The sequence below is a fragment of the Luteococcus sediminum genome, from assembly GCF_054783495.1.
The window spans coordinates 1-22,287 of the sequence record NZ_BAAGQL010000021.1; the positions used below are offsets into that span (position 1 = coordinate 1).

A 22,287-nucleotide genomic window follows, 5' to 3' on the forward strand; every position below is an offset into this window, starting at 1 on the left:
ACCCATCACAGCAGGACCACGGGCCGTTCTACGCCAGCGACGCGACGCTCTCCTTCACCACGAACCTTGAAGAGCCCTCAAAGTCCAGCGCCCTAGTGCCGATACGGGTGATCTCGGTCCACAGTGCGAGAGCCCAGCAAGCTCGCAGCCCGGTTTCTCCATTGGATTTTCGGGCTGTGTCGATGAGGTCGAGCACCACTTGATGGTGGCTCTCAAAGTCCGTGACGACCGGGAGTATGGCTGCAATGGGCGCGTAGCTGTGATCGAGTTCGAACCGAACCGAGTAGTCGTAGGCGGCACCTAGCGTGCCGGCGGCGCGAGGGGAAACGTCGCCGAGCTCCACTGGGATGGGGCCAGATTCCTCTCGGTAACGGTTGGACAGCGGTCTGGTGTTCGGAAACCTGGTGTCGAGGTGGCGGCGTAGAGGCGACTCCTTGTACTTCGTTTCACCGGTGACTGAAGTCCACTGGTACTTCATCGGATCAGCTCCTTGCGGCGGGTGGTCTCAGCCGCCAGAGAGGACCTCGTCCGGAGGTGTCGGATGGTATGAGAAAGGATCGAACACGTACGGTTCGGCAGCCGCCCAAGCTTTGTCGAACCAGTCCTGCACCGGGTCGCCTTCGCTGCGATTGATGGTGAAGTGCAGGCGCTTCGCGGGATCGATCAGGCTACCCGACCCTCCCAGGCGCATGAACGTCTCTCCATGGTCCATATGGATGAAGGCGGGGATGGCGTCGGGATCTGACTGGGGGAGGGTATGGATCTCGAAGCAGTCCATGGATGAGTCGAGTAGTAATCCGAATTGTCCAACGTCGGCGCCATGCGGCAAGAGCAGCTGGAGCGGTCTGGTCTTGTTCGGTATGAAGATTGGAAGCCCGGGTAGTGCTGGCAGGAGGGCGCGCTGGAGTTCGTCAAGGGAGGCGTTGTAGACGCGCAGGCTTCCTGGGATCTGCGAATTGAGATACGCGGTGACGACCTCATGGGTAGGGACCGGATGTGCGCCAGCGCTCAGGACGGTCGTTGCCTTGCCCCTTTGTGAGGCAAGTAGTCCTTCGGTCTTGAGGATGCCCAGGGCCTGGTTCACCGTCATGCGGGCTACGCCCAACGAAGCAGCCATGTCTTCTTGGCTTGGAAGGGCGTCCCCGGGGGCGAGCTGGCCGCTCGTGATCGCGGCCCGGATCTGGTCAGAGATCTGGACGTATGCAGGCGTGAACCCAGGTTGGAGGGGCTGCAACGCGAATGCCATGGGTTGAGTCTTTCATGTCTCCCGCGGCTGTCCATGCCTCTCCTCTTGACAAGTGGGCTGATCTGAGACCACAGTAGTGCAGAAGTCTAGACAACTAGACGCAACGTACTCAGGAGGACTCATGGCTGTTCAGGGACCGTTCGAGGTCGAGCACACGAAGCTGTTCACCTTCGGCGCGGCGTGTGTTGGTGAAGTGTCTCCGATCGTCGACTTTGATGCGTCGACGAAGGATCACAAGGTTCAGGCGCGGGACAAGGCAACTGGCCTGCCGTTGTGGCATGTCGACGTCATGGACTTTGATCCGGAGGCGCGCGAGCGCACGGTGAAGGTCAAGATCGCCGCTGCGGTGCAGCCGGAGCTGCCCGCCGTGATGGAGAACACGCCGCTGCGCCCCGTCTACTTGGAAGGGCTGACCGTCACCCCCTACATCAAGGAGACCGGCAACCGCCGCGCCCGCATCGCCTACTCGCTGCGCGCCACCGGCCTGGCCGAGCCGCGCCGCACCCACCAGGGCAAGGCGGCCTGAACATGCTCTGGTTCATCCACATCACCCAGACCGTGCCGCAGACCATCGCGGCACTGTCCTGGCCGCTGATCCGCGGCTGGCGCTGGCTCTGGACGCTGCTGATCTGGGGCTTCTTCGCCTCCAAGATCATCCATCCCGTCGACGCCTTCCTGAACTGGACCATGGCCCTGGTCCTGCTCGTCGGCCTGTCGTGGCTGTCGGTCTACCTGCCCTGGGACGACATCAACCGGGCCGTCGCGTACGTCTGGCAGCCGCCCGAACAGCGCCGCATCCTCAAACGCGTCGACAAGCTGTGGCCCACCATTGCCCTCGAAGCAGGCCTCACCCGCAAGGGCCCCGACGGACAGCCCGTCGCGCCACCGCTGTACCAGCTCGAGTTCAACGACCACGGCCAGCTCGTCATGCGCCCCGGCCTCGCCGTTGGCGACACCATTGAATCCCTCGAATCCGCGCTCGAACTCATCCGGCAGGCCATCGGTGCCACCCAGGGCCGTGTCCGCACCGACGCCACCCGCAACCGGGGCGAGTACGTGTTCACCTTCCACGACCCGCTCACCGCCATGGTCACCCGCGAACTCGCCACCCCTGACGGCGACATGCCCTTCGACGAAGCGGTGCTGGGCCTCACCGAAGACGGTGAGGAGTGGGTGCTGCCGCTGCGGACCTCCACCCTCACCGCGGGCGCCACCGGATCGGGCAAGGGCTCCGTGTTGTGGAGCATGATCCTCGCCCAGGGCCCCAACATCGCCACCGGCCTGGTGCAGGTGCACGGCATCGACCTCAAGGGAGGCATGGAACTGTCCCTCGGCAAGCCCCTGTTCACCCGCTTTGCCACCACCGCCACCGAAGCCGTGACTGTGCTCGAAGACGCCGCCACCGCCTGTCAGGACCGCGCTCACCGCCTGGCCGGCACCACCCGTCTGCACACCCCCACCGTCGATGAACCCATGGTGATGCTCGTCATCGATGAACTGGCCTTCCTCGTCGCCTACAACAACGACCGCGACCTCACCCGCCGCGCCGAAGCCGCGCTGTCGGTCATCCTCACTCAGGGCCGTGCCGTCGGTTACTACGTCTACGGCTTCCTGCAGGACCCCCGCAAGGAAGTGCTCAAGCTGCGGAACCTGTTCACCCAGGCTGTTGCGCTGCGTCTGAACGGTTCGGAGGAGGCCGCCATGATGCTTTCGCATGAGGCGGTGCGTGCCGGTGCACGCTGCCAGGACATCTCCCGCAAGACGCCCGGCGTGGCCTACGTCATTGACGAGACCGGCATCGTGACGCGTGTTCGTGCCACCTACGTCTCCGACGAGCAGATCCGCGAGGCTGCCGAGCTGTTCCCGGCACCCGTCCAGATTCCCATCGTGGTGCCGGAGGCTGCCCCGGAGGAGCGTCGCCGCACCCGCGCCCCGAGGAGCGCAGCAGCATGACCGCCACGATCACGCCCGTCATGGCCAGCGAACTGGCCGCAGCCGAAGGGGTCTGTGTTCGGCCCGTGATCCGTCGCGTGCACGATCGTCAGACCGGGGCCGAACAGACCGTCGCGATGGCCTGCGGCGCCACCCTGGAATCACGCTGCCCTTCGTGCGCTCGCAAGGCACGAACCCTCCGGATGCACCAGTGCCGGGAGGGCTGGCACCTGGCCGAGGAACCGGAGCGCGATCCCGTGGAGGTGGTGAACAAGGCCACTGGTACTGATCGTCGCGTGCGCTCCACCCGTCGGCGCCAGGACGCGCCCAACCTGCCCCGAGTGCCCATGGAGAATCGCACCGTCGGAACCTCCTTCGAGGCGCCCGACGGCAAGGTCTACCGCCCGTCGATGTTCGTCACCCTGACCCTGCCCAGCTATGGCCAGATCGTCACTGGCAGGGGCGTTCCTGCAGATCCCGAGCATTACGACTACCGCCGCGCTGCGCTGGATGCGCTGTTCTTCCCGCGACTGGTTGACCAGTTCTGGAAGGCTCTGAGGCGCTGCGCTGGCTACGACGTGCAGTACTTCAGCGCTATCGAGCCCCAGAAGCGTCTGGCCCCACACCTTCACGCCGCCATCCGGGGAGCGATCCCGCGGGAAGTGTTGCGGCAGGTGACCCGCGCCGTCTACTTCCAATTGTGGTGGCCTCGATTCGATCGGGTGGTTTTCCCGATCGAGAACCTGCCTACCTGGGTGGGCGATGGCTACGCCGACCCGCAGACCGGGGAACTGTTGTCCACGTGGGACGAGGCGATGGACGCCCTGGACGCCGATTCTCACGCCCGTCCCGCGCACATCATGCGCTTCGGCACGCAGCTCGACGTGAAGGGCATCGTCGCTCCGTCCGAGGATGCTGACCGCGCCGTGCGTTACCTGGTGAAGTACCTCAACAAGTCCATTGCCGAGCCCTACGTGGACCCCGAACAGGTGGATGAGGCCTACGAGGCGCACATCGACCGTCTGCATCGCGAGCTGCGCTGGCTGCCGTGCAGTGAGCAGTGCTCGAACTGGCTGCGGTACGGCGTGCAGCCTGCCGGGGCTGTCGAGGGGATGGTGCCCGGCTCGTGCCCCAAGAAGCATCATGACCGCGAGCACCTGGGCCTCGGCGGCCGTCGCTGCCTCGTCTCGCGCAAGTGGTCGGGCAAGACTCTGAAGCGGCACCGCGCCGATCGGGCCGCCGTCGTGCGTGCCGCTCTGGAAGAAGCGGGCATCACTGCCCCTGAGGTCGAGCGGATCTCCGCGGAGGTGCAGGCAGAGGACGGGCGTCCTCGTTACGAGTGGCAGCCCGTCGAGGTCACCCCGGGACTGTTCACCCGCACGATCCTCCGCGGGGTCGAGGAGCGTCGGCGCTGGCGTGCCCAGTACGACCACGCCAAGACCATCCGCGCGGGTTGCAACGCCAATTCAGCAACTCCGCCCTAGCCCATCGATCGCCCCTCACCGCACGACCCACCCACTGGAAGGAACCCGTCATGTCCGCTGTCACCGTCACCCCGGAACGTCTCCTGCTCAAGGTCGAGGAGGTGGCCGAGCGCCTCAACGTCGGTCGCTCGACGGCCTATCACCTCGTCCTCACCGGCCAGATCGAATCCATCATGGTGGGGCGCCTGCGCCGCGTCCCCGCCGCTGCCGTCACCGACTACGTCGAGCGCCTGCGGGCCGACGTTGAGCACCTGCGGAGCTCCGATGGCGTCGCGTAGTCCCAACCAGACCTCGTCCATCTACCAGGGCAAGGACGGCTACTGGCATGGCCGCGTGACCGTGGGCTTCCGTGACGACGGCACGCTCGATCGCCGCCACACCATGAACAAGGATCGTGCCGTGGTCACCCGCAAGGTGCGCGAGTTGGAGAAGCTGCGTGACTCCGGTGCCGTCGCCAAGGTGGGGCAGAAGTGGACCGTCGCCTCGTGGCTGCGCCACTGGCTCGATGTGATCGCTGAACCGAACCTTCGCCCGTCGAGCGCCGCCGCCTATCGGACCGCGATCGAGAAGCACCTGATTCCCGGGCTGGGAAAGCAGAAGCTCGATCGTCTGCAGCCCGAGCACCTCGAACGGCTCTACCGGAAGATGATCGACAACGGCGCCAAGCCGGCGACCGCTCACCAGGTTCACCGCACCATGAGGACCGCGCTGGGGGAGGCCGTCCGTCGTGGGCATGTTGCTCGCAACGTGGCGGCCCTTGCGAGACCTCCGCGCATCGTGGCTGAACCTGTCGAGCCCCTCAACCTTGAGGAGGTCCGCAAGCTCCTGGCTACCGCTGAGGACGAGCCCAACGGCGCACGCTGGGCCGTCGCCCTGGCATTGGGGCTTCGTCAGGGTGAGGCGCTCGGGCTGCGCTGGTCAGATGTGGACTTCGAGCGCGGACTGATCTTCGTGGCTGGCAGTCGGCCTCGCCCGGTCTATGCCCACGGCTGCAAGACGGCCTGCGGCAAGACTCCTGGCCGCTGCCCTGATCGTGTGCAGACCAACCCGGATCACAGGCCGACCAAGTCGGTCGCTGGCCGTCGTGCGATTGGCCTGCCGGAGGAACTGGCCCAGGTCTTGAAGCGTCATCGTGCCGAGCAGGAGGAAGCGCGGGCGTTCGCGGCGAATCTCTGGGAGCCGGGGGACTGGGTGTTCTGTGGCCCGACGGGCAAGCCGATCAACCCGAACACCGACTACCACCGGTGGAAGGCGCTGCTGCAGAAGGCCGGCGTCAGGGATGCCCGTCTCCACGACGCCCGTCACACGGCCGCGACGGTGCTCCTCGTCCTGGGCATCCCTGAGCGCACCGTGATGGGAATCATGGGCTGGTCTTCGACGGCCATGGCTGCCCGCTACCAGCACGTTACTGATCCGATCCGCGCCACCGTCGCCACCCAGGTGGGTGGCCTTCTCTGGAACGCGACACAAACGGCTGCGGCATCAGATGGGTCGGAGGGACAGCTTTGCCGGGGATACTGATCCTCAACCCGATCGATCTAGGGAGTGTGGGCCGTGGGTGTAACGAGGTGGTTTCAGCCGAGCAGCGGCCTGCCGCGTGGAATCTGGCTTCCCGTGTCCCTGCTCTGCGTTGTCCCCCTCTACGGGGGCTTGCGCTGTGCACTGTGGCTCGGGAACAAGTTCACCTCGCCCCTGGACGTGATGGTCTACGGGGTGGTTCTCTTCGTCGTGCTCGTCTTGATGGCGCTGTGGATGGCGTTCTGCAGGCGGCAAAGCAACCGGACGTCCGTGCACGACTGAGGAGCGTGCGAAGGGAGTCTTCTTGATGTCGGAAGGCAACAACTGAGACTAGAACCGAGACTACGACGCAGAACGCCCCCGGGAGCCAGAAGCTCGCCGAGGGCGTTTCCCCTTGTGGGAGTGGCGGAGGATACGGGATTTGAACCCGTGAGGGCGTTAACCCAACCCGCTTTCCAAGCGAGCGCCATAGGCCACTAGGCGAATCCTCCGTGGGACAGCCTAGCCTCACCTGGACGGATCGCGCCAACCGGCGCGGCCCGGGGGTCGAAGCCGGCAGGTCAGAGCTCAGTCCTTGTGGCTGATCGCGAAGGTGGCCTGGGCCTGGGCGATGTGCTCGTCGTCGCCCTCGCGGTGCACCTCGCAGGTGACCAGCGCGAGGTTCTTGGAACTCTTGAGCACCTCGGCCCGCGCGACCAGTTCATCGCCGGGCTTGGCGCCGTTGAGGTAGGTGATCGACAGCTGCACCGTCACCACCTTCGCGTCGTCGTCGGTGGTCAGCCGGGCCGCCTTGCCCATGGCTGCGTCGACGAGCGTGGCAATCAGGCCGCCGTGGACGCCACCGCTGGCATTCTCCGCGGTGTCGTCGGTGGACACCCGAGCGACGGGGGCATTGGCCTCGGCGATGACGCCGGTGTGTTCGCGAAATCCCATGCGAACAGCGTAGGGGTGAAGTCCTGCCACGGCAGGCTTCCCGCCTCACGCCCACAGGCCGGACGCCATCACCCACCCAGCACAGAGCGCCTGCCGGTCGTCGGGGCAACCCGCAGGCGCCCAGGCACTGCGCACAACACAGGGCTCAGACGTACATGCCCTCCGGGGTGATGTCGTCGGCATCCGGGGCCACACGTCGCCGCCCGAAGAACCAGGTCACCCCGAGCAGGATGAACCACAGCGGCGTCACGATCAGCGCCTGCAAGGTGTCGGCCTCCTGGGTCAGCACGTAGAGAACAAAGACGAAGAAGGCCAGTACCACCTGGGGCATGAAGCGCGCACCCGGCATCTTGTAGCTGCTGCGGGCATGCGCCTCGGGGTGGCGCTTGAGGTAGGTCATGTAGCTGAACAGGATCATCGACCCGATGAAGATGAACAGCACCGCCGAGATCGTGGTCACCACAGTGAAAGCGGCCATGATCGAGTCGTTCACCATCAGGCCGATCACCGACAGGATCAGCGTCACCGAGACCACCAGGCCGGCGACGGGAACGCCGTTGCCGGAGAGTTTTCCGAATCGCTTGGGAGACATGCCGCGGTGCGCCAGGCCGTAGAGCATCCGGCTGGTGGAGTAGATGCCGGAATTGCAGGAGCTCGACGCCGAGGTGAGCACCACGAAGTTCATCATCGATGCTGCCGCCGCGAAGCCCAGCAGGCCGAAGATGTTGACGAAGGGCGAGACGGCCGGGTTCACCTCGTCCCACGGCGTGACGCACATGATCACGGCCAGCGAGGCGACGTAGAACAGCACCACACGGATCGGGATCGAGTTGATGGCCTTGGGCAGCGTCTTCTCCGGATCCTTGGTCTCGGCCGAGGTGGTGCCGACCAGCTCGATGCCGACGAAGGCGAAGACGGCGATCTGGAAGGCGGCGAAGAAACCTTTGGTGCCGGTGGGGAAGAAACCGCCGTGTGACCACAGGTTGCTGATGCTGGCGACATTGCCCGAGGGGGAGGTGAAGCGGGTGGTGATCATGATGATGCCGGCCGCGATCAGCCCGATGATCGCCACCACCTTGATCAGCGCGAACCAGAACTCCAGCTCGCCGAAGAGCTTCACGGTGAGCAGGTTGAGGCCCAGCAGGCCCACCATCACCAGCACCGCCAGCGCCATCGCCCAGAACTTGTCGTGCACCCAGTAGTCCCAGTAGCCGCTGATGGCGATCACGTCGGCCATGCCGGTGACCACCCAGCACAGCCAGTAGGTCCAGCCGGTGAAGAAGCCGGCCCAGGGCCCCAGCATCTCTGCGCTGAAGTCCTGGAAGCTCTTGTAGTCGAGGTTGTGCAGCAGCAGCTCTCCCATCGCCCGCATGACGAAGAAGAGCATGACGCCGATGATCAGGTAGACCAGCAGCAGCGACGGGCCCGCCGCGTGGACGGTCTTGCCGGAGCCCATGAACAGGCCGGTGCCGATGGCGCCGCCGATGGCGATCAGCTGGATGTGTCGGTTGCTCAGGCTTCGCTGCAGGTGCTCGGGTTCCTGTGAAGTGGCGGGGTGCTCACTCATGTGGGGGCATTCCTTCCGTTGGACGCACCACCACGCAGGCCCTGTCAGCAGGAAGCCGGCTCAGCACCGATGGTCGGTGTGCGGATGGGGTGAGGTTAGTGACGATCTGGCTTCCCCGCGGGCACATTTCACGAGATTCGTCGCGACGGTGTTGCCGGCCCGATTCGTGCTGGTGCCCCAGCTCGCGGTATTGTCCTTGGCAAGGTCCCCGCGTGACGGTATCTCGCCCAACTCCCCCAGGGTCGAAAGACAGCAAGGGTAAGTGAGCTCTTCCGGGTGCGCGGGGGCCCCTTTGCGTTCCGGGGCCTGCCTCGTCGGCTCCGGAGTGGGTCAGCCGTTCTGCTCCCGCGCGATCCGCAGCGGCCCTGGTGCATCCGGTCGGCGAACTGGTCGGCGGTGGGATCGTCCAGCCGTGCTCCTCGGGTCCGGGATTTCCACCGGGTTCCTGGCCGTGGGCTGTGGCAAGGCTGGCGGGAGGTTATGCCGCGCGAAAACAGACGAGTTGTGGAGGGCCAACTGCTTTTGAACCTTCCAAGGCTTCCGTCGCGTCTGTTTTGGCAGCGAGGCGACATGCTCCGGTCATGGACGCGTTGGGGATGGTGGCGGTACCCCGCTGCACTGGTGGCGGCTCGGGGCGCAGGAAAGTGTCGGCGCCCCCTACTAGGCTCGGGGCCGTGGTAGACGACGTGAGCGATCCCCAGCCCGGTGAGGGCTCCGAGGACTTCTTCGACCAGGGCGGTCCGGGCCTGTTCGACGAGCCTGCCGTGCCCGACGAGCCGAAGCCCCAGCGTGGCGGCGAGCCGCTCGCCGATCCTGATGAGCAGGAGCAGACCACGATGGATGAGCCGGAGGTTGTCGTGACGGTGCCGGGCCTGGCTGAGAATGGCTCGGGCCTCAGCGAGGAGGAGCTGGCCGAACTCGACGACGATGACGAGGAGGACGAGCTGCTGCTGGGCGGCGCCGACCAGCTGATCCCCCAGGTCCCGGCGCAGGCGGTTGCCAACGCCGACCAGACGGCCCCCCATGACGACGAGGTTGACGACAGGGACGACGCGTCCGCCGAGGACTTCGATGAGGACCACCTGGACGAGTCCATGGACCTGGCCGACTCCGTCGACCTCGACGCTGCCACCGGCTCCGGCCTCCCCGAGGGCGAGGCGGTTCCGCTGGTCGATCCGGCTCTTGCCGACTCGGATGCCGCTGCGCCTGCACCCGCACAAGCACCCGCCGTGCCCGATGCGGCCCGGGTGGAGCAGCAGGCTCCGCTGGCCCTCTACCGTCGCTACCGCCCCGAGAACTTCGCCGAGGTGATCGGCCAGGAGCACGTCACCGAGCCGCTGCAGCGTGCGCTGACCAACAACAAGGTGAACCACGCCTACCTGTTCAGCGGTCCTCGTGGCTGCGGCAAGACCACCAGCGCCCGCATCCTGGCGCGCTGCCTGAACTGTGAGCAGGGCCCCACGCCCACCCCATGTGGCGAGTGCCAGAGCTGTCGTGACCTGGCGCGTGGCGGTAGCGGGTCGATCGACGTGATCGAGATCGACGCGGCCAGCCACGGCGGCGTCGACGATGCCCGCGACCTGCGCGAACGGGCCTTCTTCGCCCCGGTGAACAGCCGCTACAAGATCTACATCATCGACGAGGCCCACATGGTGACCGCCCAGGGCTTCAACGCGATGCTGAAGCTGGTCGAGGAACCGCCGCCGCACGTGAAGTTCATCTTCGCCACCACCGAGCCCGAGAAGGTCATCGGCACCATCCGCTCCCGCACCCACCACTACCCTTTCCGGCTGGTCCCGCCGAAGGTGCTGCAGGGTTATTTGGCGCAGCTGTGCGACCGCGAGGGGGTGGCCGTCGACCAGACCGTGCTGCCGCTGGTGGTGCGTGCCGGCGCGGGTTCGGTGCGTGACTCGCTGAGCGTGCTCGACCAGCTGCTCGGCGGCGCCGCCGAGGGCGGGGTCAGCTACGAGCAGGCCTCCGCACTGCTCGGCTACACCCCCGACGCGCTGCTCGACGAGATCATGGACGCCTTCGCAGCCGGTGACTCGTCGGGGGTCTTCTCCACCATTGACAAGGTGATCGAAGTCGGGCAGGACCCTCGGCGCTTCGCCGAGGACCTGCTGCGTCGCCTGCGCGACCTGGTGATCGTCGCCGCTGTTCCCGAGGCGGTCTCAAGCGGGCTGATCGACGTGGCGGGGGACCAGGCCGAGCGACTGGAGGTGCAGGCCAATGGCATGGGCGCCGGTGAGCTGACTCGCGCCGCCGAGGTGATCGCCACCGGTCTCACCGACATGCGCGGCACCACCGCACCGCGGCTGCACCTGGAGCTGATGTGCTCCCGCGTGCTGCTGCCCGGTGCCGACGTCGACGGCCGCGGCATCCACGCCCGGCTGGATCGTCTGGAGCGACGCATCGGCATGGCCGGTGCCCCCGCGCAGCCGGCCGATCCGGGTGCGGGGCAGTGGCAGCCCGACGACCTCGGCGGCCAGATGCCTGTCTCTGTGGGGGATTCGACAGGCGCTCCCATGGGGCCCGCGGCCGCCCGTCAGGCCGCCCAGGGACAGGCGGCACAGTTCGCGCCCGAGCAGAACGCTCCCCAGCAGCACGGGGGACAGGGCGTGGCGCAGCCAACCGCGCCCGGGCAGCACTCAGTCAGTCAGGCCCCCACGCCCGGCCAGCCCCAGTCCCGGCCCGAGCAGGAGCAGCGCCAGCCGGACGCCTCGACGCCGCAGGCCCCGGCCGCGCCGCCGGCCCAGGTGCCTCCGGACGGCCAGCCGCAGCAGGGTGGCCAGCCCGTACAGGGCCAGCCGCCGGTCCAGGGACAGCGTCTCGCGCAGGGGCAGCGTCCCGCGCAGGGCCAGCGCCCTGCCGGTCAGCCGGCACCCGCTCCCGCTGGCCAGGCCGAACCCACGCAGGCACCGGCCTCCCAGCCAGCAGTCGGCCAGGGTGGTCGTCAGATCGCCGTCGCCGACGTGCGTCGGCTGTGGCCGCAGGTGTTGGACGAGGTCAAGAGCCGTCGTCGTTTCGCCTGGATCCTGCTCAGCCAGAACGCCCAGGTGGTCGACGTCACGGACGGACGCCTGGTGCTCGGCTTCAGCAATCCGGGCGCCCGCGACAGCTTCGCCAGCGGCGGCAGCCAAGACGTGTTGCGCGACTGCATGGTCGAGGTGATGGGGGCCGACCTGCGCATCGAGGCCATCCTCGAACAGGGCCGTGGCCCGGCCCGTGGTGGTCAGCCCTCACAGCCGCCGGCACCCGGTCGGGGCCCGAACCAGGACGCCGCAGACCAGTCTGGCCAGAGCGCTCCGCCGCGCACCGACGGACGCACCGACTGGCATCCCGCCCAGCAGCAGGGAGCCCAGCACGCCGGGCAGGGCCGGGGATTCCAAGCGGCAGCGGGACCCCAGTCGGGGCAGGGCCAGGCGCCCGTCTCGGCCGTCACCCGAGGCGACGGGGATCCGGGCCCCCGCACGCCCACCAGTGCTCCCGAGCCGCCGCCCGAGGAGGATGACCAACCAGAGACCTCCCGCTGGACCGCCCAGGCACGGCAGAACATCCGCCAGACCGCCTCGGGACCGAGCGATCCCGAGCCGGAGATCGACGAGTCCAAGCTGGTCAGCGAGGACGACGAGACCCTCGACGAGTCCGGCGAGTCCGCCGCCGAGCTGATCACCCGCGCCCTCGGCGGAGTCGTCATCCAGGAAGAGGGCCAGGAGTTCTGAGCCCGGCCAGGTCGCAGGTGCTCGGGTTGGGCTAGTCCAGCCCGACCACCTGCACCTCGGTGCCCAGCACCCCGACCTCCAGCGGTCCGTCGGCGGGGAAGGTCTGGACGCTCACGTTGATCAGGCCGTCGTCGAGCAGCACCTCGACCAGCCCGTGGTCCTCGACCAGCTGCAGTGTGACCTCACGCTCGGGCAGCTCCACCTGGAAGCTCTCGAAGCCGTCGTGGACATCGGTGAGGCTTCCCTCCCGACGATCCACCAGCAGGCGGGCGCCTTCGCGCTGGACGGTCAGCGTCGTGCGGCCACCGCCGTGGATCGCATCCGGGGCCGCGGTCCGGCTCAGGGCCAGGCTGGAAACGTCCTCGCCCGGCAGGACGGTCCGCAGCAGGTAGGCGCCATGGGGCGGGAGGGTGCCGTCGTCGCCGACCTCCAGTGGGACACTCTCGTCAGGCCCCGAGACATCTGGCAGCACCAGCGAATGGCGCAGGACCAGGTCGTCGTCCACCGGCGCCAGGGAGAGCTCCCGCGGAAGCGTCATCGCCGAGGCCCACGGGCGGGTGGGGGAGTTGCCGGCATAGCTCCAGTTGCTCATCCACCCCACCACCAGCGGCCGTGCCCCGGCGGGACGCCCGGTGAAGCTGACCGCCGCATACATGTCGGGGCCGTGGTCGAACCAGCGGGTCCGCGCGGGATCGTCGGCGGTGAAGGTCTTCCCGTCGAAGTCGCCCAGGAACCACTGCATCCCCGAACCACCGCACGGGCCGCCCGGGTTCAGGCTCACCAGCATCACCCAGCGCAGCTCGTCGCTGCCCTCGATCGGCACCTGGACCAGGTCGGGGCACTCCCACAGGCCCTCGACGGTGCCCGCCGGCCCGAAGATGCTGGCCAGCTCCCAGTCGAGCAGGTTGGCGGAGGTGTGCAGTACCACTTGCCGGTCGGTGGCCTCGACGCAGACCATCACCCAGCGGCCGGTCGGGTCGTGCCAGAAGACCTTCGGGTCGCGGAACTGCCGCGAACCCCGCGCCAGCACCGGATTGTCGTCGTACTTGGTCCAGCTGCGGCCGGCGTCGATGCTCCACGCGATGGACTGGGCCTGCTCGGCGCCGCGCGGCGACTGCTCGGTGAAGTCGCTGGTGTAGAGCGCCACCAGCGGACCCTCGTCGCCATCGCCCAGGCCGGACGTGTTCGCACGGTCCCAGACGATGCTGCCGGAGAAGATTCCCTCGGTCCCATCGCCGGTCAGCGCCACCGGCAATTCGGTCCAGTGCAGCAGGTCGGACGAGACAGCGTGACCCCACGACATGTTGCCCCACTCGCGCCCGTGCGGATTGTTCTGGAAGAACATGTGGTGCACACCCTTGTGGGTCACCAGTCCGTTGGGATCGTTCATCCAGGTGTCGCGCGGGGTGAAGTGGAGGCTCGGTCGAAACTGTGGAGTCTCGGCAGCGTCGATGGCGTCAGTCACCCCTCCAGTATCCCGGCCCCGACCTCGCATCCCCAGTCAGGCACGCATTCCCAGAGCAGCCCCGAGGGTCCGCCAAGCCCCGGCGTCGAGCACAATGGACCCATGAGGCACACCGTCGTCCTTGCCCCCGACTCGTTCAAGGAGTCGCTCACCGCCAAGCAGGTCTGCGAGGCGCTCGAGCGTGGGATGCGGCAGGTGATGCCCGACGCGGACTTCGTGCACGTGCCGATGGCCGACGGGGGCGAGGGCACGGTGCAGTCGCTGGTCGACGCCACCGGCGGCACCTTCGTGCGGACCACCGTCGACGGCCCGCTCGGCGATCCGGTGGAGGCCACCTGGGGGATGTTGGGCGACGGAACCACTGCCGTCATCGAGATGGCCGAGGCCAGCGGGATCGGCCTGGTCGCAGCGGCCGAGCGGGACCCGCGCCGGGCCAGCACACGCGGAACCGGCCAGCTCATCGCCGCCGCCCTCGACCGCGGCGCCGAAACCATCCTGGTGGGCATCGGCGGCAGCGCCACCAATGACGGCGGTGCCGGCATGGCGCAGGCCCTCGGCGCCCGGCTGCTCGACGCGGACGGCAAGGAGCTGGAGCCTGGTGGTGCGGCACTGGCGCGGTTGGAGCGCATCGACCTGTCGGGGCTCGACGAACGCCTCGCCAGGAGCAGTTTCGTCGTGGCCTGCGACGTGACCAATCCGCTGTGCGGGCCGGATGGGGCCAGCGCCGTCTACGGGCCCCAGAAGGGTGCCGATGCCGAGTGCGTCGCCGAGCTCGACCAGGCCCTGGCCCACTGGGGAAGCCTGCTGGAGCAGGACTTCGGGGCGGGGATCGTGGAACGTCCCGGAGCTGGTGCGGCCGGCGGTCTGGGTGCGGGGTTGGTGGCCTTCTGTGGCGCCGAGCTGCGCCGCGGCGTCGAGATCGTGATCGAGCACAGTGGCCTGGCCGAGGCGGTGCAGGGCGCGAGTCTCGTGGTGACCGGCGAGGGGCGGATGGACTCCCAGACGCGCTTCGGCAAGACGCCCAAGGGGGTCGCCGACGTGGCCGTCGCCGCCGGGGTGCCGGTGGTGGCCGTGTGCGGGAGCCTCGGCAGCGGCATCGAGACCCTCTACGACCAGGGCTTCGACGCGATCTTCCCGGTGATCGGGCGGCTGTCCAGCCTGGACGAGGCGCTGGCGGAGGCGGGGGAGAACGTGGAGCGCACGGCGCGGGCCGTCGCGGCGACCCTGCGGCTGGGTGCTCAGGCCTTGAGCTGAACCCGTCGGAGTTGTCAGTGCCAGCACGTAGGCTTGCCGAAGGCATCGAGCCCCCACCGACGAGAGGACGACCCGTGTTCCCTGAAGGCATGGACATGAACAGCCTGCTGGCCCAGGCGCAGCAGATGCAGGCCCAGCTGGCCCAGGCGCAGCAGCAGCTGGCCGACTCCTCCTTCACCGGCACCGCCGGCGGCGGCCTGGTGGAGGCCACCATGACCGGAACCGGTGAGCTGACCGGCCTGGTGATCAAGCCCGAGGCCATCGATCCCGAGGACGCCGAGGGCCTGTCCGACCTGGTGCTGGCGGCCGTGCGCGACGCGTCGGCGAAGGTGGCCGAGAAGGCCGAGTCCGTCATGCCCGGCATGCCGGACATGGGCCAGCTCGGCTTCTGATGTACGAGGGCCCGGTACAGGACCTGATCGACGAGCTGGGCCGGCTGCCCGGCGTCGGGCCCAAGAGCGCCCAGCGGATCGCCTTCTGGATGCTCGACCAGCCTGACGAGGACGTGCAGCGTTTCGCCCGCGTCGTCAGCGAGGTGAAGGCGCGTGCCCGCTTCTGCCAGGTCTGCTTCAACGTCTCGCAGGAGGAGACCTGCCGGATCTGCCGCGACTCACGTCGCGACCAGACGGTGATCTGCGTGGTCGAGGAGTCCAAGGACGTCATCGCCATTGAGCGCACCCGCGAGTTCCGCGGCCTCTACCACGTGCTCGGCGGCGCGATCAGCCCGATCGATGGCAAGGGCCCGGCCGACCTGCACATCCGTGAGCTGCTCAGCCGGCTCGCCGACGGCACTGTCACCGAGATCATCCTGGCCACCGACCCCAACACCGAGGGCGAGGCGACGGCCACGTATCTCAGCCGCCTGTTGAAGGACATGGGCCTGCGCATCTCGCGGCTGGCCTCCGGCCTGCCGGTCGGCGGCGACCTGGAATATGCCGACGAGGTGACCCTGGGGCGCGCCTTCGAGGGGCGCCGCTACGTCGAGGGTTCGGCCAAGCCGGCCCCGCTGGTGTGAAGCGATGATCCGTCTCGTCGCCACCGACCTGGACGGCACCCTGCTGCGCGCCGGCAAGACGGTCAGCGCGTGGACCCGCAGCGTCACCGATGCGGTGCAGGAGCGGGGTGTGCCCGTGGTCCCGGTGACGGCGCGCCAGCCTCGCGGCCTGGCGCCGATCGCCGAGGCCTGCGGCCTGGCGGGCTGGGCCATCTGCGTCAACGGCGCCCTGGCGCAGCACCTGGGCACCGGCGAGGTGGCCTTCGAGCACCTGGTGCAGCCCGAGGCCTTGGCCCGGTTCACCGCTGCGGCGCGCGAGCAGCTGCCCGGGACGGTCTTCGCGACGGTCCGTGACCGTGGTGCCACCTTCGGCCTCGAGGACGACTACCGGGCCATTACCGGCCCCGACGACCACCAGCCGGCGATGGCGGTCTCGGTCTCCATGACGCTGGAGCAGATCGTCGACGCGCCGGCCCTGAAGCTGCTGGCCAGGCATCCCAACGTTCCGGCCCTGGAGCTGGCCGGGCACCTGCGTGCCCTGGGCGTCGGGGGAGTACACGTCACCACCTCGGGCGCGGACTTCGTCGAAATGGCCGTCGGGGGAGTCACCAAGGCCACCGCCCTGGCCGAGCTGTGCCGCACGCTGGGCATCGCGGCAGACGAGGTGGCGGCCTTCGGCGACGCCCCCAATGACGTCGAGATGCTCACCTGGGCCGGGCAGTCGTGGGCGATGGCCGAGGCGGATCAGGAAGCGGTCGCCGCGGCCGGGGCACGCTGCGGCAGCAATGAGGACGACGGCGTCGCCCGCCAGCTGATGGAGCTGATGCGAGCCAGCCAGCTCTGAGGCTCTCCGCCAGAACCAGACCGCAAGAGGCCCGCAGCTCCACCATCCGTGGGGCTGCGGGCCTCTCGCGCTACCAGCCGGACAGCCTCAGCCGAGGATGCCGCTGACCTCGTTCGGCACCTGGTCCAGGGTGATGGACCGCTCCACCTGCTTGTCGTCGAGGTTCACCAGGTGCAGCTTCTTGGCGGCCGGTTCACTCACCCACACCTGGTCTCCCTGCACGAACAGGGTGGGGCGCGGGTCCTGCCACTCCATCGGTTCGCGCCACTTCCCGGTGACGGGGATCTCGGCGGTGGTCTTCGCGGTGTCGGCGTCGATCACGCGCAGCGTCCCGTCGGTGCCGACCACCAGCGCCTCGCCGGCCGGGCCGCGCCCCAGCGAGCGGAAGGAGTAGGAGGCCTTCACGTCGACGATCCGCAACTTCCCGGTGCTGGTGTCGGTGAGGGTGATACGGGTGGGGCGCTCCAGCTCGGCGTCCTTGTCCACCTTGTAGTCGCCGAGCACGACGCTGGACTTCTCGCTGCCGAACTGGTTGCCGATGCGGCCATAGGCATCGGGCGACTTCACCTTGGTGATGGTGTTGCCCTTGACGATGAGCAGGCCGTCCTCGCAGCCGACGCTCAGCGCCCCCTTGACGGCAGCCTCGCCGTGCACGCCGGGGCACTGGTCATTGCTGTCGACGGTCTTGCCGTCCTTGCCGCGGATGGCGATGCCGGTGCGGCTGTCCTCGTCACCGACGGTGTGCACCAGGGAATCGTCCTCGCGGAAGACGGCGACGCCGTGGTGGGGCTTGGGCAGCGTCAGGTTCTCGGTGGTGGGCTTGTCGTCCGAGAGGCTCTCGGGGTCGTAGTACTCCACGCGACCCTCGCCGTCGTAGAACAGGGCGGTGCGGCCGCCGTGGGGCACGGCATGGCCGGGATGCTTGCCCTCGAAGGTGATGTCGGTGAGCAGCGGCTCGGTCTTGTGCGAGTGGGTGTGGTCGCCGTGGGGCTTGGTCCAGGCACCGAGGTCGAGCATCCGGAAGCTGTCGCCCTCGGTGACCAGCAGCCGTCGCCCGTCGCCGGCCTGGTTGAGGCGGGTGAAGCCCTCCAGGGGGAAGTCGCCGACCGTGGTGCCTGTGGTGGCGTCGATGACCTGCACGCCGCCGTCGTAGGTGATGGCCAGGCGGGGCGTGTGGCCGGAGGCCTCGACGGTACGTCGAGGGCTGGGGGTGGAGGCCGTGGCAGGCGTCGACCCGGCGGGCGTCGAGGCGGGGGTGGCGGCGGTGCCGCAGGCGGTGATGGTGGACAGGGCGGCGAGGCCGCAGGCGGCAGCGGCGAGACGTGAGCGACTAATCATAGCGAGAATCATTTGCATTAAAGCCGTCCGTGGTCAAGCCGACCGCACCACGACGCGGTCCTGACCCCCGGTCAACAGGGGTCAGGACCGCGTCGTGGAGTGCTCCTTCCGGCCCGCATGGGGCGGTGCGGCAGCCGTGCTCAGGGCACCTGGTAGGCCGAGTCCCGCACGTCGGTCACCAGCATGTGCCCGGGCGCATGGCCGATCGCCAGCGACGGGCGCGACTCCATCACCGCCGCCTGGGGCGTCACGCCGCAGGCCCAGAAGACGGGGATGTGGCCGTCCGAAATGTCCACCGGATCGCCGAAGTCGGGCCGGGAGAGGTCCTCGATCCCCAGCTCCGAAGGATTCCCGACGTGTACCGGGGCGCCGTGCACAGAGGGGTAGCGCGAGGTGATCCGCACCGCGTCGGCCACCTGGCTGGCGGGAATGGGGCGCATCGAGACCACCAGCGGACCCTGCATCGCGCCGGCCGGCTCGCAGCGCACCGAGGTGCGGTACATCGGCACATTGGTGCCCTGGTCCTGGTGGGCGATCCGGATGCCCCCCTGCACCAGCGCGTCCTCGAAGGTGAAGGAGCAGCCCACCACGAAGGTGACCAGGTCGTCGCGCCAGTGGTCGACGATCGAGGTCGGGCGCGCCACCTCCGCCCCGTCGTGGTAGACGACGTACTGCGGCAGGTCGGTGCGGATGTCACCGCCGGCCAACAGCGCCGAGCTGGTCTGGCCTGCCTCCAGCACCCCGAGCAGCGGCATCGGCTTGGGATTGCGCGTCGCGAACAGCAGCACGTCGAAGGCCAGCTCCTTCGGCACGATGATCAGGTTCGCCTGCGCGTAGCCGGGGCACAGCCCTGCGGTGGGGCGCACCAGCCCGTCGCGGAATCGCTCCCGCAGCTGGGCCGGGGTCAGGTCGTCGAGCTCGTCGGAGGTGCTCATTCGCCGGTCACCATCTGGATCATCGGCATGATGCTGCGGTAGCCGAGGTAGAGCGAGACCAGCCAGGCGACCAGGCCGAGCACCAGCAGGATCTTCGGGTACTCGTAGCCGTCCATCAGGTCGCGGCGACGCCAGCCGACCCACAGCACCATGGCGAAGCCGACCGGCAGGATCAGGCCGTTGAAGGCGCCGGCGAAGATCAGCAGCGTCTGCGGCGCCTGGCCCGCCAGCAGGAAGACGGCGGCGCAGACTGCGATGAAGGCCACCGTGGCGAGGCTGCGCACGCGGTGGCTGGTCTCGCGCGAGGTGATGAAGGAGATCGAGGTGTAGGAGGCGCCGATCACCGAGCTGATCGCGGCGGCCCACAGCACCACGCCGAACAGGCGCACGCCGATGGGGCCGGCGGCGACGCCGAAGGCCTCCGCGGCCTGGTTCCCACTGGTCAGCTGCACGCCGCTGGCCACCACGCCGAGGATGGCGAGGAAGAGCAGGATGCGCATGGTGGCGGTGACCATGATGCCCATGATCGAGGTGTGGGTGATCTCGCCCACGGCCTCGGGGCCCCTGATGCCCGAGTCGAGCATCCGGTGGGCGCCGGCGTAGGTGATGTAGCCGCCGACGGTGCCGCCGACCAGCGTGGTGATGGCAAGGAAGTCCACCTGGTCGGGCAGGACGGTGTTCTTCAGTGCCGAGCCGACCGGTGGCTGGGCGACGATCGCGACATAGAGCATCAGCAGGATCATCAGCGCCCCCAGCACCACGACGATGCGGTCGAGTGCGATGCCGGCGCGGCGGGACAGGAAGATGCCAATCGCGATCACGGCTGAGATGGCGCCGCCCACCGTGGGGTCGAGCCCGAGCATGGCATTGAGGCCCAGGCCGGTGCCGGCGACGTTGCCGACATTGAAGACGGCGCCGCCGAGGAAGACCATGCCCGCCAGTGCCGAACCGAGGCCGGGCAAGGTCTTGTTGCCCAGGGTCTGGGCGCGCAGGCCGGTGACGCCGATCACGCGCCACACGTTCAGCTGCACGGCGATGTCGATCAGGATCGAGACGAGGATGGCGAAGGCCAGTGCCGCGCCGAGCTGGACGGTGAAGGCCGTGGTCTGGGTGATGAAGCCGGGGCCGATGGCGCTGGTGGCCATCAGGAACATGGCGCCCAGCAGGGCTCCCCGGTTCTCGCTGCGGGGCTTCCTGGTCCGCTTGCCGGAGGGCACTGTGGCTCCCCGGCTGGCGGGCGGTGACGGTGCGTCGGTGTGGTCAGCGTCGTTCATGGGGGCTCCTGGCTTCTCCGCGTCCTTGCGGGTCGTTCTTGCGGCATGCCCGGCCCGGGTGGAATCAGGCTGGGGTGGAATCAGGCTGGGGCGGAATCAGACTAGGTGATGAATGTGTCGATCCGCCTTCTCGCACCAGACCGAACATGCAGGACTGGTGCTGCAGGCCGGGTATATGGGAAGAGCTGGACATCGAAGTTGACGCAGCTTCGATGCCAATCCTGCTGGGGGGATGGCCTTCTCGCGACGCTGTGGATGCGAGGGGGCTCGTCGAGTGCGGCCCAGGTCCAGGACCGGGCTCCCGTGGTCGGGTGACTGACCGCGGGAGGCCGGCCCTGCAAGGAGTGGTCGTGGCCAGACGCCCACTGTTGAGAACTATTCCCAAAAACTGGGCAAGGGTCAAGCAGAACTCGACATCGTCTTGCACCGGGCCTTCCCGGCAACCGATTCTGGGACGCGGCGGGCGCCCAAGGCTCCGCCCCCGTTCCGGCGGCCTTCCCCCGGCCGCGTCGTCCACCTCGCCCCCGAGAGGTTCCCCCAGATGACCAGCACCACCCCTGCGCCCGCGCGCGCCCGCACCACCGTCCACGCAGCCGCCCGCCCCGTCACCGCACTGCTCGGCCTGGGCCTGGTGGCCACCTGCAGCACGATCGCCGCCCCCGCCACCGCAGCCCCCGCCCCCATCACGCTCGAAGGCCGCGGCTACGGCCACGGCCGCGGCATGAGCCAGTGGGGCAGCTACCAGCAGGCCGTCGAAGGCCGCAGCTGGTCGCAGATCCTGTCCTTCTACTACCCGGGGGCCACCGTCGCCCCGGCCCGTGCCACCAGCATCCGCGTCAACACCGTCAGCCGCACCGGCAGCACCGTGCGGGTCGCCGCCGAGGAAGGGCTGGTCGCCACCGACGACGCCGGCCAGCGCGTCGTCCTGGCCACCCGCGACGGCAGCACCCCGGTCACCAGCTGGGAGGTGGGCCGCCCCAACATCGGCGGCACCGCCACCAGCACCACGCTGTGGTTCCACACCGCCGCCGGACGCAAGCCGCTTCGCACCACCAGCTCCGGGCGCTGGACCATCACCGCCACCGACGGCAGCCTCACCGCCCTCAATGCCCGCGGCACCGTGGCGGCCACCTACCTCGGCGCCCTCACCGGCCACCGCTCCGGCACGACGATCGTGCCCGTGCTGCGCACCAGCCTGGAGGACTACACCCGCCAGGTGGTGCCGTGGGAGAACTACACCGACTGGCCGGTGCAGGCCCAGGCCGCCCAGGCCGTCGCCGCCCGCAGCTACGGCGTTTGGTACGTCGCCCACCCGCGCCACCGCCTCTACGACATCTGCGACACCACCAGCTGCCAGGTCTTCGGCGGCATCGCCAAGGAGAGCACCCAGACCCGCGACGGCGTCGCCGCCACCGCCGGCCGCGTGCTCACCGTCGGTGGTGCCGTGGTGCGCAGCGAGTTCTCCGCCTCCAACGGAGGCCAGGTGGCCCCCGGCGGCTACCGCTGGACCGCCCTTCGCCCCGACCCCTACGAGGACCGCCTGCCCACCACGGTCACCCGGTGGACGGCGACGGTCGATGCCGCCTCCCTGCAGCGCCGCCACCCGGGCGTCGGAACGGTGCGCCGGGTCGTGGTGACCAGCCGCGACGGCCACGGCCAGTGGGGCGGACGGGTCAGGACCGTGCGCGTCGAGGGCAGCACCGGCCGCGTGACGCTCACCGCCAGCCAGTTCGCACCCCACGTGAAGGGCTGGAAGGGCGCCTGGTTCACCGTCGCCTGAG

Annotated in this window: 19 protein-coding genes, 1 tRNA gene and 1 other RNA gene; 12 read left to right on the plus strand and 9 right to left on the minus strand. The window is 68.7% G+C overall.

Annotated features, from left to right (window positions below; translation table 11 throughout):
- Window positions 1-28: 28 nt before the first annotated feature.
- Window positions 29-478, minus strand: coding sequence for a hypothetical protein (locus ACYVKA_RS11520; protein ID WP_460705560.1), 450 nt, complete (start codon window positions 476-478; stop codon window positions 29-31).
- A gap of 27 nt (window positions 479-505) precedes the next feature.
- Window positions 506-1,246: a GntR family transcriptional regulator gene (locus ACYVKA_RS11525; protein WP_460705562.1), complete on the minus strand. Its 741-nt coding sequence runs from the start codon at window positions 1,244-1,246 to the stop codon at window positions 506-508.
- Between the two features lie 121 nt (window positions 1,247-1,367).
- Here ACYVKA_RS11525 and ACYVKA_RS11530 point away from each other — a divergent pair, with 121 nt between their 5' ends.
- The 5 genes from ACYVKA_RS11530 to ACYVKA_RS11550 are packed head-to-tail and all read left to right on the plus strand — an operon-like array spanning window position 1,368 to window position 6,183.
- Window positions 1,368-1,772 carry a hypothetical protein gene (locus tag ACYVKA_RS11530; RefSeq protein WP_460705564.1) on the plus strand — a complete coding sequence of 135 codons (405 nt, stop codon included), beginning with the start codon at window positions 1,368-1,370 and terminating at the stop codon, window positions 1,770-1,772.
- A gap of 2 nt (window positions 1,773-1,774) precedes the next feature.
- On the plus strand, window positions 1,775-3,199 hold the full coding sequence (locus ACYVKA_RS11535; protein ID WP_460705566.1) for an FtsK/SpoIIIE domain-containing protein: 1,425 nt from the start codon (window positions 1,775-1,777) through the stop codon (window positions 3,197-3,199).
- A complete protein-coding gene (locus ACYVKA_RS11540) occupies window positions 3,196-4,662 on the plus strand; it encodes a replication initiator (RefSeq protein WP_460705568.1) in 1,467 nt (488 codons plus the stop codon). Before ACYVKA_RS11535 ends, ACYVKA_RS11540 begins: the two co-directional genes overlap by 4 nt.
- 50 nt (window positions 4,663-4,712) lie before the next feature.
- The gene (locus ACYVKA_RS11545) at window positions 4,713-4,940 is read left to right on the plus strand and encodes an excisionase family DNA-binding protein (RefSeq protein WP_460705570.1); all 228 of its coding nucleotides are present in this window, start codon (window positions 4,713-4,715) and stop codon (window positions 4,938-4,940) included.
- Window positions 4,941-4,995: 55 nt separating this feature from the next.
- A complete protein-coding gene (locus tag ACYVKA_RS11550; RefSeq protein WP_460705572.1) occupies window positions 4,996-6,183 on the plus strand; it encodes a tyrosine-type recombinase/integrase in 1,188 nt (395 codons plus the stop codon).
- Window positions 6,184-6,583: 400 nt separating this feature from the next.
- On the opposite strand, the gene ACYVKA_RS11555 is transcribed toward ACYVKA_RS11550, so the two are convergent.
- The 3 genes from ACYVKA_RS11555 to ACYVKA_RS11565 all read right to left on the minus strand — a co-directional run bounded on the left by ACYVKA_RS11555 (window position 6,584) and on the right by ACYVKA_RS11565 (window position 8,680).
- Window positions 6,584-6,671 (minus strand) — tRNA-Ser (locus ACYVKA_RS11555).
- Between the two features lie 76 nt (window positions 6,672-6,747).
- On the minus strand, window positions 6,748-7,113 hold the full coding sequence (locus ACYVKA_RS11560) for a PaaI family thioesterase (RefSeq protein WP_394276090.1): 366 nt from the start codon (window positions 7,111-7,113) through the stop codon (window positions 6,748-6,750).
- A 145-nt stretch (window positions 7,114-7,258) separates the two neighbouring features.
- On the minus strand, window positions 7,259-8,680 hold the full coding sequence (locus ACYVKA_RS11565) for an amino acid permease (RefSeq protein WP_460705574.1): 1,422 nt from the start codon (window positions 8,678-8,680) through the stop codon (window positions 7,259-7,261).
- Between the two features lie 199 nt (window positions 8,681-8,879).
- Between ACYVKA_RS11565 and ffs the strand changes: the two genes are divergently transcribed.
- Window positions 8,880-8,976: signal recognition particle sRNA small type (gene ffs / locus ACYVKA_RS11570), an RNA gene on the plus strand.
- Between the two features lie 540 nt (window positions 8,977-9,516).
- Window positions 9,517-12,402, plus strand: coding sequence for a DNA polymerase III subunit gamma and tau (locus ACYVKA_RS11575; RefSeq protein ID WP_460705786.1), 2,886 nt, complete (start codon window positions 9,517-9,519; stop codon window positions 12,400-12,402).
- Window positions 12,403-12,433: 31 nt separating this feature from the next.
- On the opposite strand, the gene ACYVKA_RS11580 is transcribed toward ACYVKA_RS11575, so the two are convergent.
- Window positions 12,434-13,867 carry a hypothetical protein gene (locus ACYVKA_RS11580; protein ID WP_460705576.1) on the minus strand — a complete coding sequence of 478 codons (1,434 nt, stop codon included), beginning with the start codon at window positions 13,865-13,867 and terminating at the stop codon, window positions 12,434-12,436.
- A 102-nt stretch (window positions 13,868-13,969) separates the two neighbouring features.
- Between ACYVKA_RS11580 and ACYVKA_RS11585 the strand changes: the two genes are divergently transcribed.
- The 4 genes from ACYVKA_RS11585 to ACYVKA_RS11600 all read left to right on the plus strand — a co-directional run bounded on the left by ACYVKA_RS11585 (window position 13,970) and on the right by ACYVKA_RS11600 (window position 16,959).
- Entirely contained in the window at window positions 13,970-15,121 is a 1,152-nt protein-coding gene (locus tag ACYVKA_RS11585; protein WP_460705578.1) for a glycerate kinase, read from the plus strand.
- 89 nt (window positions 15,122-15,210) lie between these two features.
- Window positions 15,211-15,513: a YbaB/EbfC family nucleoid-associated protein gene (locus ACYVKA_RS11590; protein ID WP_394277576.1), complete on the plus strand. Its 303-nt coding sequence runs from the start codon at window positions 15,211-15,213 to the stop codon at window positions 15,511-15,513.
- Window positions 15,513-16,136, plus strand: a complete 624-nt coding sequence (gene recR, locus ACYVKA_RS11595; protein ID WP_394277575.1) for a recombination mediator RecR — start codon at window positions 15,513-15,515, stop codon at window positions 16,134-16,136. Before ACYVKA_RS11590 ends, recR begins: the two co-directional genes overlap by 1 nt.
- A gap of 4 nt (window positions 16,137-16,140) precedes the next feature.
- Window positions 16,141-16,959: an HAD family hydrolase gene (locus ACYVKA_RS11600; protein ID WP_460705580.1), complete on the plus strand. Its 819-nt coding sequence runs from the start codon at window positions 16,141-16,143 to the stop codon at window positions 16,957-16,959.
- A gap of 87 nt (window positions 16,960-17,046) precedes the next feature.
- Here the strand turns inward: ACYVKA_RS11600 and aztD are convergent, their stop codons facing one another.
- The 3 genes from aztD to ACYVKA_RS11615 all read right to left on the minus strand — a co-directional run bounded on the left by aztD (window position 17,047) and on the right by ACYVKA_RS11615 (window position 20,506).
- A complete protein-coding gene (gene aztD / locus ACYVKA_RS11605) occupies window positions 17,047-18,297 on the minus strand; it encodes a zinc metallochaperone AztD (protein WP_460705582.1) in 1,251 nt (416 codons plus the stop codon).
- A 140-nt stretch (window positions 18,298-18,437) separates the two neighbouring features.
- Window positions 18,438-19,232, minus strand: coding sequence for a putative hydro-lyase (locus ACYVKA_RS11610; RefSeq protein WP_460705584.1), 795 nt, complete (start codon window positions 19,230-19,232; stop codon window positions 18,438-18,440).
- Entirely contained in the window at window positions 19,229-20,506 is a 1,278-nt protein-coding gene (locus ACYVKA_RS11615) for an NRAMP family divalent metal transporter (protein WP_460705586.1), read from the minus strand. The genes ACYVKA_RS11610 and ACYVKA_RS11615 overlap by 4 nt, the downstream gene beginning before the upstream one ends.
- Window positions 20,507-21,047: 541 nt before the next feature.
- Here ACYVKA_RS11615 and ACYVKA_RS11620 point away from each other — a divergent pair.
- Complete coding sequence (locus ACYVKA_RS11620) at window positions 21,048-22,286, plus strand: SpoIID/LytB domain-containing protein (RefSeq protein ID WP_460705587.1); 1,239 nt, start codon at window positions 21,048-21,050, stop codon at window positions 22,284-22,286.
- The last annotated feature ends 1 nt before the right edge of the window (window position 22,287 follow it).

Coding starts and splice junctions, on each gene's coding strand:
- ACYVKA_RS11520 (WP_460705560.1), bottom strand. CDS start 478: ATGAAGTACCAGTGGACTTCAGTCACCGGTGAAACGAAGTACAAGGAG.
- ACYVKA_RS11525 (WP_460705562.1), bottom strand. CDS start 1,246: ATGGCATTCGCGTTGCAGCCCCTCCAACCTGGGTTCACGCCTGCATAC.
- ACYVKA_RS11530 (WP_460705564.1), top strand. CDS start 1,368: ATGGCTGTTCAGGGACCGTTCGAGGTCGAGCACACGAAGCTGTTCACC.
- ACYVKA_RS11535 (WP_460705566.1), top strand. CDS start 1,775: ATGCTCTGGTTCATCCACATCACCCAGACCGTGCCGCAGACCATCGCG.
- ACYVKA_RS11540 (WP_460705568.1), top strand. CDS start 3,196: ATGACCGCCACGATCACGCCCGTCATGGCCAGCGAACTGGCCGCAGCC.
- ACYVKA_RS11545 (WP_460705570.1), top strand. CDS start 4,713: ATGTCCGCTGTCACCGTCACCCCGGAACGTCTCCTGCTCAAGGTCGAG.
- ACYVKA_RS11560 (WP_394276090.1), bottom strand. CDS start 7,113: ATGGGATTTCGCGAACACACCGGCGTCATCGCCGAGGCCAATGCCCCC.
- ACYVKA_RS11565 (WP_460705574.1), bottom strand. CDS start 8,680: ATGAGTGAGCACCCCGCCACTTCACAGGAACCCGAGCACCTGCAGCGA.
- ACYVKA_RS11575 (WP_460705786.1), top strand. CDS start 9,517: ATGGATGAGCCGGAGGTTGTCGTGACGGTGCCGGGCCTGGCTGAGAAT.
- ACYVKA_RS11585 (WP_460705578.1), top strand. CDS start 13,970: ATGAGGCACACCGTCGTCCTTGCCCCCGACTCGTTCAAGGAGTCGCTC.
- ACYVKA_RS11590 (WP_394277576.1), top strand. CDS start 15,211: ATGGACATGAACAGCCTGCTGGCCCAGGCGCAGCAGATGCAGGCCCAG.
- recR (WP_394277575.1), top strand. CDS start 15,513: ATGTACGAGGGCCCGGTACAGGACCTGATCGACGAGCTGGGCCGGCTG.
- ACYVKA_RS11600 (WP_460705580.1), top strand. CDS start 16,141: ATGATCCGTCTCGTCGCCACCGACCTGGACGGCACCCTGCTGCGCGCC.
- aztD (WP_460705582.1), bottom strand. CDS start 18,297: ATGATTAGTCGCTCACGTCTCGCCGCTGCCGCCTGCGGCCTCGCCGCC.
- ACYVKA_RS11610 (WP_460705584.1), bottom strand. CDS start 19,232: ATGAGCACCTCCGACGAGCTCGACGACCTGACCCCGGCCCAGCTGCGG.
- ACYVKA_RS11615 (WP_460705586.1), bottom strand. CDS start 20,506: ATGAACGACGCTGACCACACCGACGCACCGTCACCGCCCGCCAGCCGG.
- ACYVKA_RS11620 (WP_460705587.1), top strand. CDS start 21,048: ATGACCAGCACCACCCCTGCGCCCGCGCGCGCCCGCACCACCGTCCAC.